The sequence below is a fragment of the Pseudosulfitobacter koreensis genome (assembly GCF_024733015.1).
Lineage (GTDB): Bacteria > Pseudomonadota > Alphaproteobacteria > Rhodobacterales > Rhodobacteraceae > Pseudosulfitobacter > Pseudosulfitobacter koreensis.
Map to the genome: position 1 here is coordinate 110,968 of NZ_JANKJG010000007.1, position 12,783 is coordinate 123,750.

Below are 12,783 nucleotides of genomic sequence, written 5' to 3' on the forward strand. Positions count from 1 at the left end.
GCGAGGGTGTTTGCCATTCACAAAGACTTGACCCGACGGTGAACCCACCTGATCGCGCAAGATAGGCGCCGACGGGGGGGATGTGTGGCGACCTTTCGAATTGGACCTCGGGCGGCCGCCACACGAATTTGCAACGCTTAGTTGCGGGACCAGCTTAGGCGACTTCGACTGCGGTGAAAACCGCACGCAGGTGCCGAACGGCCCGCTTTGGAGATATATATGACTTTCCTCAAATCCACGCTGACAGGCACATTGGCGGGCACGCTTGTGGCCGCGTCGCTTGGCACGGCCGCGATGGCCGACGAACACACGATCAAGGTCGGCGTGCTGCATTCGCTGTCCGGCACGATGGCGATCTCGGAAACCACGCTGAAGGACACGATGCTGATGCTGGTCGAACAGCAGAACGCCAAGGGCGGTCTTCTGGGCAAGCAGCTTGAAGCGGTGGTCGTCGATCCCGCCTCCGACTGGCCGCTGTTCGCCGAAAAGGCACGCGAGCTGCTGACCGTTCACGAAGTCGACGTAATGTTCGGCAACTGGACCTCGGTTTCGCGCAAATCGGTGCTGCCTGTGATCGAAGAGCTGAACGGCCTGCTGTTCTATCCCGTGCAATACGAAGGCGAGGAATCGTCCAAGAACGTGTTCTACACCGGTGCCGCGCCGAACCAGCAGGCGATCCCGGCCACGGATTATTTCCTGGAAGAGCTCGGCGTCGAGAAATTCGCGCTTCTGGGCACCGATTACGTCTATCCGCGCACGACCAACAACATTCTCGAAAGCTATCTTGAGGGCAAAGGCATCGCTTCCGAAGACATCTTCGTGAACTACACGCCCTTCGGCCACTCGGACTGGTCCAAGATCGTGGCCGACGTCGTGGCGCTGGGCGCGGACGGCAAGAAGGTCGGCGTGATCTCGACCATCAACGGCGACGCCAACATCGGTTTCTACAAGGAACTGGCAGCTGCGGGCATTTCGGCGGATGACATTCCGGTCGTCGCCTTCTCGGTCGGTGAAGAGGAGTTGTCGGGTCTCGATACATCCAACCTGGTCGGGCACCTGGCCGCGTGGAACTACTTCATGTCCGCAGACAGCCCCGAAAACGCCGAGTTCATCGAGACATGGCACGCCTTTATCGGGGATGAGGCCCGCGTGACCAACGACCCGATGGAAGCGCATTACATCGGCTTCAACATGTGGGTGGCCGCGGTCGAGGCGGCAGGCACCACCGACGTGGATGCCGTGCGCAGCGCGATGTACGGGCTGGAATATCCCAACCTGACCGGCGGCACCGCGGTGATGGGCGTGAACCACCACCTGTCGAAACCGGTCCTGATCGGTGAAATCCAGGCCGACGGCCAGTTCGACATCATCTCGGAAACCGATCCGGTGCCGGGCGACGCCTGGACCGACTTCCTGCCCGAATCCGCCGTGCTGGAATCGGATTGGAAGGATCTGGGCTGCGGTATGTACAACACCGAAACCAAGACCTGCGTGCAGATCCTGTCGAACTACTGAAACCAACCGAAGAGAGGGCGCGACATGTGCCCTCTCCGACCCCATTCCCGGACTGCATTCCCATGATCAGAGTTATTGCCGCCACGCTGGCCCTGCTGCTGACGTCGTTCAGCGTCTCGGCGCAGGACACCACAGGTGCGATCCAGCAGGTGCTGCAAGAGCACAGTGCCGCGATCCTCAAAAGCTCGCGCATGACCATCGGTCCCGCTATCGACGCAGTGGCCGACAGTGGCCTCGAGCAGGCGCAGGCGGTGCTGCAGGCGTGGTCGGACAAGAACATGTGGGTGCGCGAAGCCGACGGGTTGTTCTTTCGCGCGACCGAAGCCGAGGGCGGCTACAGCCTGACCGATTTCGACACCGGTGAAGTGGTGGGCGTGTTCGACAAGGACGCGCTGGACCAGATCAAGCCCAACAGCGGCATTCGCGCGCTGATCGGCACGGCGCTGGTGCAGTTCCAGCTGAAAGACCCCGATCCCCTGCGCCGACAGGAGGCGCTGACCTCGATCTCGCGCGCGCCTGACCCCGCGTTGCTGAAACCGCTGCGCAATTCCATCGAGATGGAGACCGACCCGACCCTGAGGGCGCAAAAGCTGCGGCAGGAGCGGCTGTTGACCATCGGCTACGACGCAGACTCGGACGCACGGGTGCAGGCGATGGCCGATATGTCCGGCGATCTGAGCGTCGACGTGCGGGCAGCGCTTAACCCGCTGGTCGCCACCCGCCGCGCCGTGGTGCAGGGCGATGTCCCCGAAGGCACCAACGTCGCCCGCATCCTGACGCCGGGCTCGGACGCGCTGCCAAGGGTCGAGGCCTACGACATGCTGGTCGCCGCCGATCTGGCGCAGCCGCGTGTCACCAATGCCGCCATGCGCGCCGCGCTCGAGGCGAACATCGCCGACGGGCGCGTGGGCGGTGTCTCGGTTCAGCAACTGGGCAGCGACGCGGTGCGCCGCGCGGCCTATATCGCTCTGGCCGACGCAGGCACCGTGCCGCCGTTCATATCGGAAGAGACGGTGCAGGAGACGCTGGACGGGTTCACCTTCTACGACGCCTACGCCGATCCATCGCGGCAGATCACCGATGCCGCGAACGATGCGCTGAACGCGATCAAGCTGAAGGTGGGGCTCAATCAGGCGGCTGACCTGACGCTGGACGCACTGTCGCTGGCGTCGATCTATTTTCTGGCGGCCATCGGCCTTGCCATCACCTTCGGCGTCATGGGCGTGATCAACATGGCCCACGGCGAATTCATCATGATGGGCGCCTACACCGGTTACGTTGTCCAGCAGATCGTGCCGAACCACACGCTGTCGATCATTGTCGCGATCCCGCTGGCCTTCGCCGTGACCTTCGCCGCCGGTGTCGCGATGGAGCGTCTGGTGATCCGCTGGCTCTACAACCGTCCATTGGAAACGCTTCTGGCGACCTTCGGCATCTCGATCGCGCTGCAACAGCTGGCCAAGAACATCTTCGGCACGCAGGCCCGCCCGCTGACCGCGCCTGCGTGGCTGGACGGGGCGCTGACGCTGAACGATGTGGTGTCGATCAGCTATATCCGCATCGCGATCTTCTTTCTGGCGCTGTTCTTTCTGGCGGTGTTCCTGTTCATCATGAAACGCACGCGGCTGGGGCTGGAAACCCGCGCGGTGACGCAGAATCCGCGCATGGCCGCGTCGATGGGGATCAATCCGGGGCGGGTCAACATGCTGACCTTCGGCCTTGGCTCGGGCATCGCCGGGGTGGCGGGCGTGGCCATCGGGCTCTTTGCCAAGGTCACCTCGGAAATGGGCTCGGACTATATCGTGCAAAGCTTCATGACGGTGGTCGTCGGCGGCGTCGGCAACATCTGGGGCACGCTGGCGGGGGCCACGATGATCGGCTTTCTGCAAAAGGGCATCGAATGGGGCAACCCCAGCAACACGCTGGCGGCACAGACCTACATGATCATCTTCATCATCATCTTCATCCAGTTCCGGCCAAGGGGCATCATCGCCCTCAAGGGCCGCGCGGCGGGGGACTAGGGCCATGAACCGTTCATTTGTTGCGCGAAACCCTTCGGTTCTGATCTTCCTGGCCCTGCTGGCGCTGTTCACCCTTGGTGTCACGGTCCTGTCCGAAGGCTTCGGCGTCGGCATGATCTCGACCAGCTTCGTCAAGACGCTGGGCAAGACACTGTGCCTGTGTCTGGTGGCCGTCGCGATGGACCTGATCTGGGGCTTTGCCGGTATCCTCAGCCTGGGGCATTTCGCGTTCTTCGGTCTGGGCGGCTACATGATCGGCATGTGGCTGATGTACGAACGCACCCGCCTGATCGTGGTTGACGCACTGGCCCAAGGGTCGATGCCGCCCACCCCGCAAGAGGTCGTCGACGGCATCGGCAACCAGATTTTCGGCGTGGTCGGCAGCAGCGAATTTCCCCTGGTCTGGGCCTTCGCCGACAGTCTGGTGCTGCAACTGGCGCTGGTCGTGGCGGTGCCGGGGCTGCTGGCGCTGGTGTTCGGCTGGCTGGCATTCCGCAGCCGTGTGACGGGGGTGTACCTGTCGATCCTGACGCAGGCGATGACACTGGCGCTCGCGCTTTACCTGTTCCAGAACGACAGCGGATTGCGCGGCAACAACGGCCTGTCTGGGCTGCAGAACCTGCCCAATGTCACCGCCTCGCAGGACGTGGTGTCGATGTGGTTCTTCTGGGGCTCGGCGCTGGCGCTGGGCTCGGGCTATCTGCTCGCGGCATGGGTGGTCTCGGGCAAGTTCGGCTCGGTCATCCGCGGCATCCGCGACAACGAGGCGCGCGTGCGTTTCCTCGGATATTCGGTCGAGGCGTACAAGCTGGCCCTGTTCACCCTGACCGCCTGTATCGCGGGCATCGCGGGCGCGCTTTATTATCCGCAGGCGGGCATCATCAACCCCGCCGAGATCGCCCCCATCGCGTCGATCTATCTGGCGGTCTGGGTCGCCATCGGCGGGCGCGGGCGGCTCTATGGTGCTGTGATCGGGGCGGCTGTCGTCAGCCTGCTGTCCACATGGTTCACCGGCGGGCAGGCGCCCGACATTCCGCTGGGCTTCTACACGGTCAAATGGGTCGACTGGTGGCTGGTGCTGCTGGGTCTGTCCTTTGTCGGGGTCACGCTCTTCGCACCGCAGGGCATTGGCGGGCTGGTCGATCTGATCAGCGACAGGTTGCGGCCCGACCGGCACGGGGCCGACCTTGGCCCCGATCAGGGATCGCTGCGCGAGAAGGAGGCGCATAAATGAGCACGCTTCTCGAAGTCTCCGGCGTCTCGGTCAGCTTTGACGGCTTTCGCGCCATCAACAACCTGTCCTTCCGCATCGCTGACGCCGAAATGCGCGCGGTGATCGGGCCGAACGGCGCGGGCAAGACCACGTTCATGGACATCGTCACCGGCAAGACCAAACCCGACGAGGGCCGCGTGCTTTGGGGTGAAAAATCGGTGTCGCTGCTGAAGATGTCCGAAGCGAAGATCGCGCAGGCGGGCGTGGGCCGCAAGTTCCAGAAACCCACGGTGTTCGAGGATCAAAGCGTGCAGGAAAACCTGCTGATGGCGCTGAAGAAACCGCGCGGCTGGTTCCCGGTGCTGTCCTATCGCCCCTCCGAGGAGGATCTGGCCAAGGTCGCCACGCTGGCGGATGACATCGGACTGGGCGACGCGCTGCTGCGCAAGTCGGGCGAACTCAGCCACGGGCAAAAGCAATGGCTCGAAATCGGCATCCTTCTGGCGCAGGAACCGCGTCTGCTGCTGGTCGACGAGCCTGCCGCCGGCATGACCCCGGAAGAGCGCGAAAAGACCACCGACATTCTGGTCGAGGCCGCGAAGACACGCGCCGTCGTCGTCGTGGAACACGACATGGAGTTCGTGCGCCGCCTCAACTGCAAGGTCACCGTGCTGCACGAGGGATCGGTCCTGGCCGAAGGATCGCTGGACCACGTTACATCCAATCAAAACGTCATCGACGTCTATCTGGGGCGCTGAACATGCTGAGCTTGACCGATCTGACCCTGCATTACGGCCACAGCCAGATCCTGAACGGGATTTCGATGCAGGCCGCCATGGGCGAAGTCACCTGCGTGATGGGCACCAACGGCGTGGGCAAGACCAGCCTGATCAAGGCGATCTCGGGCACCCATCCGCGCAGCGCGGGCACCCTGTCGCTGGACGGGCAGGACCTGCCGGTGCTGCCCGCGCACAAGCTGGCGCATCTGGGCGTGGCCTACGTCCCGCAGGGCCGCGAGATTTTCCCGCTGATGACGGTGAAAGAGAACCTCGAGACCGGCTTTGTCTGCCTGCCGCCCGAGGAACACGTCATCCCCGACCACATCTACGACCTGTTTCCTGTGCTGAAAGACATGACCGCCCGGCGCGGCGGCGATCTGTCGGGCGGCCAGCAACAGCAACTGGCCATCGCGCGCGCGCTGATCACCAAGCCAAAGCTGTTGCTGCTGGACGAACCGACCGAGGGCATCCAACCCAACATCATCCAGCAGATCGGCCATGTGATCCGCCTGCTGCGCGATCAGGGCGACATGGCGATCGTGCTGGTCGAGCAGTATTTTGAATTTGCCTATGACCTGGCCGACCGTTTCGTGGTGCTGCGGCGCGGCTCCGTGGTGTTGGAAGGGTCCAAAAGCGAGATCCCCAAGGCCGCGGTGCTGCGCGGCGTCTCCGTCTGAGCCTGCGCCGACCGAAGCTGGGGCAGGGTGCCGCAGGCGGCAGGGTCACGCGCCATTTTGTGCCATTCACCGCCGCGCGTCTTCTTGACCTTGCGCCGCCCATGTCATACCTAACCCCTACTGCGCGGGCGTTGTGTAGTGGTAAGACCTTAGCCTTCCAAGCTAATGACGCGGGTTCGATTCCCGCCGCCCGCTCCAATCTCCCTCCCTGATACGCTGACCTGCGCCCAAAGCGGGGGCCATTGTCGCATTGACCCCGTGGCGCGCAGCCGCCACAAGTCTGCGCGAAGTGAATTCAGGAACCGTTATGGCCGAGCAGACCCCGCAGACCGCAACTCCCCAACATCCCGGCAAGGCTGATGACCAGCGTGCGACCTCCAGGCAGATCGGCGCGCTGGCGGCATTGTGGCCCTTCGTGACGCCCTACCGGACCCTGCTGGTGGCCGCGATTGGCGCGTTGGTGCTGACGGCCGTGGTGTCGCTGACCCTGCCGCTGGCGGTGCGCCGCGTGGTCGACAACTTCCGCACCGAAGACGCCGCACTGCTGGACCAGTATTTTCTGGCGGCGCTGGGCATCGCCGGGCTGCTCGCCGTGGGGACCGCCCTGCGCTACGCGCTGGTCACCAAGCTGGGCGAACGGGTCGTGGCAGACATCCGCAAGGCGGTGTTCGACCGCGTGATCGGGATGAGCCCCGCGTTCTATGAAAAGATCATGACCGGCGAGGTGCTCAGCCGGATCACCACCGACACCACGCTGATCCTCAGCGTGATCGGGTCCAGCGCGTCGATCGCCCTGCGCAACATGCTGATCTTTTCGGGCGGTCTGGTGCTGATGCTGCTGACCTCGGCCAAGCTGACCGGGCTGGTGCTGCTGATCGTGCCCGCCGTGGTCATCCCCATTCTGGTGCTGGGGCGTCGGTTGCGGGTGATAAGCCGCGAAAACCAGGACTGGATCGCCGCGTCGTCGGGCAGCGCCTCCGAAGCGCTGGGGGCCGTGCAGACCGTGCAGGCCTTCACCCAGGAGGCAACAACCCGCACCCAGTTCAGCGAGGTGACCGAGCGCAGCTTTGAGGCAGCGGGGCGGCGCATTCGCACGCGGGCGCTGATGACCGTGATCGTGATCTTTCTGGTCTTTGCGGGCGTCGTGGGCGTGCTGTGGATCGGGGCCAATGACGTGCGCGCGGGTGCGATGTCGTCGGGCGCGTTGATCCAGTTCGTGATCTACGCGGTCATGGTCGCGGGCGGCGTCGCGGCGCTGTCCGAGATCTGGGGCGAATTGCAGCGTGCGGCGGGCGCCACTGAACGGCTGGTCGAGCTGCTGACCGTCGAGGACAGTGTGCAGGACGCGACCGACGCTGCCGCACTGCCGACACCGGTGCAGGGGCGCATCAGCTTCGAGGATGTCTCGTTCAGCTATCCATCGCGCCCCGACATCTCGGCGTTGGACCATGTCAGCGTCGACATCGCGCCCGGCGAGACCGTGGCTTTTGTCGGACCGTCCGGTGCGGGCAAGACGACGATCATCCAGATGCTGCTGCGCTTTTACGAGCCGCAGTCGGGCCGCATCATGATCGACGGCGTGGACCTCAGCACGCTCAGCCGCGACGGATTTCGCCGCCATATCGCGCTGGTGCCGCAGGACCCGGTGATCTTCGCCACCTCGGCGCGCGACAACATCGGCTTTGGCCGTCCCGGCGCGTCCGAGGACGAGATCGTCGCGGCAGCCAAGGCGGCAGCGGCGCATGACTTCATCACCGCGCTGCCCGATGGCTATGACGCCTATCTGGGCGAGCGCGGCGTGATGCTGTCGGGCGGGCAAAAGCAGCGCATCGCCATCGCCCGCGCCATCCTGCGCGACGCGCCGGTGCTTTTGCTGGACGAGGCCACCAGCGCGCTCGATGCCGAAAGCGAACGCGCGGTGCAGGCGGCCTTCGAGACGCTCAGCCACGGGCGTACCACGCTGATCGTTGCGCACCGTCTGGCCACAGTCAAGAAAGCCGACCGCATCGTGGTGCTGGAACAGGGCCGGATCGTGGCCGTGGGCACCCACGACGAACTGGTGGCCGAAGGCGGGCTGTACGCGCGGCTGGCCAAGCTGCAATTCACCGGCGATGTGATCAGCGCCTGAGGCCTCTTCAGACCGGTCCGCTTAAGGGGCTGCGCGGCTTACGCTGCGTCCACCATGGCTGCGTTTTCGCCTGATTTACTTGCGCATCGCCGGATTCCACACCATCCTGTTCCATCAAGGGAAAAGTCGCCGGTCAGCGGCGGTATCAGGGAGGATACACCATGAAATACGAAGGGTTGAAGGACCGCGCACGCATCGAGGCCGAAGGCCCCTGGGCGAAACGCGATCTGCCGGTCACGCTGTTCGGGATGCTCAGCGACACCACCGCAAAGTTTCCGAACCACAAGGCCGTAAGCTACCAGATTTTCTCGGGGCCAAAGGACAAGGCCGAGACACTCACCTGGACCGAGCTCAAGGCCAAGACCGCCCAGACCGCGAACATGCTGCGCGCCCTTGGCGTCGGCCCAAAGGATGTCGTGGCCTACGTTCTGCCCAACTGCAACGAGGCGATCCTGACCATGCTGGGCGGTGCGACCGCGGGCATCGTCAACCCGATCAACCCGCTTCTGGACCCCGAGCAGATCGCGTCGATCCTGCGCGAGACCGGGGCCAAGGTCGTCGTCACCCTGCGTGCCTTTCCCAAGACCGACGTGGCCGAAAAGGTGGCCGAGGCCGTGGAGCATGCGCCGAACGTCAAGACCGTGCTCGAGGTTGACCTGCTGCGCTACGTGACGCCGCCGAAATCGTGGATCATTCCGCTGATCCGGCCCAAGGCGGGCAAGGCAAGCCATGCCGATTACCTGAACTTCAACGCCGAGATGAAAAAGCACAACACCAGCCTCGACTTCGAGGATGTGCAGGAAGACCGCGTTGCCTGCTATTTCCACACCGGCGGCACCACCGGCATGCCCAAGGTGGCGCAGCACCTCTATTCGGGGCTGGTCTACAACGGCTGGGTCGGCGGCGAGCTGCTGCTGAACGAAGAAGACGTGCTGCTCTGCCCGCTGCCGCTGTTTCACGTCATGGCGGTGCATGTGATCCTGATGGGCGCCGTGTTCAGCGGCGCGCATGTGGTGTTCCCGACGCCGCAGGGCTATCGCGGCGAAGGCGTCTTCGACAACATCTGGAAGCTGACCGAACGCTGGAAGATCACCTTCATCGTGTCGGTGCCCACCGCCCTTGCCGCGATGATGCAGCGCCCGATCAACGCCGATGTCAGCACGGTGAAAACCGCGTTCTCCGGCTCTGCACCCCTGCCCAAGGAGCTGTTCAAGCGCTTCGAGGAAGCCACCGGCGTCACCATCGTCGAAGGCTACGGCATGACCGAGGCGACCTGCCTGATTTCCGGCAACCCCGTCGACGGGATGAAGAAGATCGGCAGCATCGGCATTCCGTTCCCCTATACGGATGTCAAGATCATCAAGCAGACCAACGATGGCCCGCTGGAATGCGCGGTCGACGAGATCGGCGAGATCTGCATTTCCAACCCCGGCGTCTACACCGGCCACACCTATACCGAAGCCGACAAGAACAAGGATCTGTTCTACAACGGCACGCACCTGCGCTCGGGCGATCTGGGGCGGATGGATGCCGACGGCTATCTGTGGATCACGGGCCGCGCCAAGGACCTGATCATTCGCGGCGGTCACAACATCGACCCAGCCGAGATCGAGGATGCGTTGCAGGGCCACAAGGCCGTGGCCTTTGCCGGTGCCATCGGCCAGCCCGATGCCCACTCGGGCGAGGTGCCATGCGCCTATGTCGAATTGGTCGAAGGCGCGGACGTGACCGAAGACGAGCTGATGGCCTATTGCAAGAAACACGTGCACGAACGCGCGGCACACCCCAAGCACATGACCATCCTGGACGAGCTGCCCAAGACGGCGGTGGGCAAGGTGTTCAAACCCGATCTGCGCAAGAACGCGATCACGCGGGTCTACAACGCGGCGCTCTCCGATGCCGGGCTGAAGGCGCGGGTGACATCCGTGGTCGATCACAAGAAACGCGGGCTGACCGCACAGGTCGAGGCCAATGGCGACACGCCCGAAAAGATCGGCGAAGTTCTGGGTGCCTTCATCCAGGGCTGGGAGCTGGAAAACCAGAGCGTCGCGGCGGAATAGACCTTGCCCGATTACGATCAGCTTATGGACGACGAGGTCCGTGCCTTCATGGCGCGGACCGAACTGCATTATCCGCCCGACGCGGTGGATCTGACCGTCGCGGATCAGCGCCGCGTCTATGACGCCATGTGCGCTGATTTCGACGCAGGGTACCCCGACAGCGTGACGGCACAAGACCGCAGCTTTGGCGATGTGCCCTGCCGCGTCTACACCCGCAGCGATCCGGTTGCGGGCACCGTGTTCTTCTGCCACGGCGGCGGCTTTGTCGTCGGCGGTCTGGACAGCCACGACAGCATCTGCGCCGAGTTTTGCGCAGGCACGGGGATGCAGGTGATCGCGGTTGACTACGGCCTGTCACCCGAGCGCCCCTTTCCCGGCGGTTTCGACGACGCATGGGCGGCCTTTGAGGCAATCTGTGCCGAAACCACAGGCCCCGTGGTGCTCTGCGGCGACAGCGCGGGCGGCAATCTGGTCGCGGCCATCGCCCACCATGCGCGAGGCCGCATCACCGGGCGCATTTCGGGCAGCCTGTTGATCTATCCCGGCCTCGGCGGCGACCGCACGCGCGGCAGCTATGTCACCCATGCCGATGCGCCGGGCCTCAGCGTGCGCGACATGGACTTCTACCAGACCCTGCGTTCCGGCGGGCAGGACCGCACGGGCGATCCGCGTTTTGCGCCCTTGCAGGACACCGACTTTTCAGGCCTGCCACCCGTCGTGGTGCTGACGGCCGAGTTCGATCCGCTGTCCAGCGACGGCGAAGCCTACCGCGATGCCATCCAGGCCGCAGGCGGCCGTGCCGTCTGGATCGAAGAGGCGGGGCTGGTCCACGCTCACCTGCGGGCGCGGCACATGTCAAAGCGTGCCGCGACCAGCTTTGCGCGGATGATCCAGGCGCTGACCTTGCTGCGCGCGGGTCAGATCACCGATCTGGACTGACCCGCGGGGTCAGATCACGTCAGGAACGGTTTCGCCTTCATCGTGTCGGGGATTGTAGCGCCCAGCCGCGACAGGATCGTCGGTGCCAGCTGCAACTGGTCGATCACAGTGTCCTCGTGCGGCCCTTCGGCATCCCCGAAATAATACAGCGCCGCCTCTTGCTGCAGGGGCCCGCGCCCGCCGTGGTGGCCCCGCTCGTCCTGTCCGTGGTCGGCGGTCACGATCACCTCATAGCCCATCGCACGCCACTTGGGGATGAACGGTGCCAGCATCTCGTCCATGATGAAACAGGCGCTGTCCATCTCCTGGCAATCGTGGAAAAACCGATGCCCCATGCTGTCCAGCGTACAGGTGTGCAACATGCCATAGTTCAGCCCGAAACGCAGGCACAGGTTCGTCAGCGTGCCGAACAGATCGACGTCCGAGGGCGTCATCTGGTTGTTGTGCCCATAGCCCGTCATCGTGTGGAACCGGCCATGGTTGATGGTGTCGCTGTCCGCCTCGTCATATTCGATGTCGCGGACGTAATCGAACGGGTGGCGGTTAAAGAACTCCGACCAGAAGCTGTGCGCGACAGCCCCCGTGATACCGCCCGCCGCGCGGGTGGACGAGAACACGTCCGGATGCGACAGCCGGAACACGTTGCCGTTGCCGGTGCAGCCATGTTCGGCAGGGGCGACGCCGGTGTGGATCGACGCATAGCACGACGCCGAAATCGACGGCAGCACCGCGCGCAGTTTCCACACGCGGGCATCGCCGCTGTCGACCCAGCCTTCCAGATTGCCGAACAGCCGCCGCCAGTTGCGCCATGGCACGCCGTCCAGAATGATCAGCAACAGTTTCTTGTCCATGAGGGTCTCCCTGTTTTGCGGCCCATATGACCGGATCGCAGCACGGGACGCAATGCGATCAATGGCAGGCCCGCCCGAGGGTGCCGTTAGTCCGTCACCAGCGCCATCAACCCGTCACGCAGGTCTTGCGGATTGACAGGCTTCAGCGCCGCATCCACCGCGTCATGCGTGGCCCGCCACGCAGGCAACGCCTCAGCCAACAGCGCGCGCCCCGCATCGGTCAACCGCAGACGCCGCGCACGGCGGTCGGCCTCATCCGGATCGGACACAACCAGCCCGCGACGCTCCAACGGTTTCAGCGCCGCCGTCAGCGTCGTGCGGTCCATGCCCAGAAACGGCACCAGATCACTGATCCGAGGCCCGACGGGGCGGTTCAGCGACATCATCAGTGAAAACTGCCCATTGGTGACGCCGAACGGGCGCAAGGCCTCGTCAAAGCGCCGCGCCAGCACCCGCGCAGCCCGCTGAACATGCAGGCACAGGCATCTTTCGCGCACTTCATGGGTCACGGAAAGGGGAAGGGATGGGTCCATCATGCATATAAGTTGATATCAACCTAAACTCATGTCAATCTGATAAGCGAATCTAAGCAAGGGAGGT

Annotated in this window: 10 protein-coding genes and 1 tRNA gene; 9 read left to right on the forward strand and 2 right to left on the reverse strand. The window is 64.1% G+C overall.

The features are described 5' to 3' along the window. Positions 1–219 precede the first annotated feature (219 nt). From urtA to NTA49_RS11030, 9 genes are all read left to right on the forward strand, one after another. On the forward strand, positions 220–1,515 hold the full coding sequence (gene urtA / locus NTA49_RS10990; RefSeq protein ID WP_261368262.1) for an urea ABC transporter substrate-binding protein: 1,296 nt from the start codon (positions 220–222) through the stop codon (positions 1,513–1,515). A 62-nt stretch (positions 1,516–1,577) separates the two neighbouring features. Further along, positions 1,578–3,536 carry an urea ABC transporter permease subunit UrtB gene (urtB, locus tag NTA49_RS10995; RefSeq protein ID WP_258294810.1) on the forward strand — a complete coding sequence of 653 codons (1,959 nt, stop codon included), beginning with the start codon at positions 1,578–1,580 and terminating at the stop codon, positions 3,534–3,536. Between the two features lie 4 nt (positions 3,537–3,540). Beyond that, entirely contained in the window at positions 3,541–4,770 is a 1,230-nt protein-coding gene (gene urtC / locus NTA49_RS11000; protein WP_258294811.1) for an urea ABC transporter permease subunit UrtC, read from the forward strand. Further along, complete coding sequence (urtD, locus tag NTA49_RS11005; protein WP_258294812.1) at positions 4,767–5,507, forward strand: urea ABC transporter ATP-binding protein UrtD; 741 nt, start codon at positions 4,767–4,769, stop codon at positions 5,505–5,507. The genes urtC and urtD overlap by 4 nt, the downstream gene beginning before the upstream one ends. 2 nt (positions 5,508–5,509) lie before the next feature. Further along, positions 5,510–6,205, forward strand: coding sequence for an urea ABC transporter ATP-binding subunit UrtE (urtE, locus tag NTA49_RS11010; protein ID WP_258294813.1), 696 nt, complete (start codon positions 5,510–5,512; stop codon positions 6,203–6,205). Positions 6,206–6,329: 124 nt separating this feature from the next. Then, positions 6,330–6,403, forward strand: a tRNA-Gly gene (locus NTA49_RS11015). A gap of 109 nt (positions 6,404–6,512) precedes the next feature. Next, complete coding sequence (locus NTA49_RS11020; RefSeq protein ID WP_258294814.1) at positions 6,513–8,333, forward strand: ABC transporter transmembrane domain-containing protein; 1,821 nt, start codon at positions 6,513–6,515, stop codon at positions 8,331–8,333. Between the two features lie 161 nt (positions 8,334–8,494). Next, entirely contained in the window at positions 8,495–10,393 is a 1,899-nt protein-coding gene (locus NTA49_RS11025; RefSeq protein WP_258294815.1) for an acyl-CoA synthetase, read from the forward strand. A gap of 3 nt (positions 10,394–10,396) precedes the next feature. Further along, entirely contained in the window at positions 10,397–11,332 is a 936-nt protein-coding gene (locus NTA49_RS11030) for an alpha/beta hydrolase (RefSeq protein WP_258294816.1), read from the forward strand. Positions 11,333–11,346: 14 nt separating this feature from the next. Here the strand turns inward: NTA49_RS11030 and NTA49_RS11035 are convergent, their stop codons facing one another. Then, entirely contained in the window at positions 11,347–12,183 is an 837-nt protein-coding gene (locus NTA49_RS11035) for an alkaline phosphatase family protein (RefSeq protein WP_258294818.1), read from the reverse strand. Positions 12,184–12,269: 86 nt separating this feature from the next. Then, positions 12,270–12,716 (reverse strand): MarR family winged helix-turn-helix transcriptional regulator, encoded by a 447-nt coding sequence (locus NTA49_RS11040; protein ID WP_261368272.1) that lies wholly within the window; start codon positions 12,714–12,716, stop codon positions 12,270–12,272. Positions 12,717–12,783: the final 67 nt, after the last annotated feature.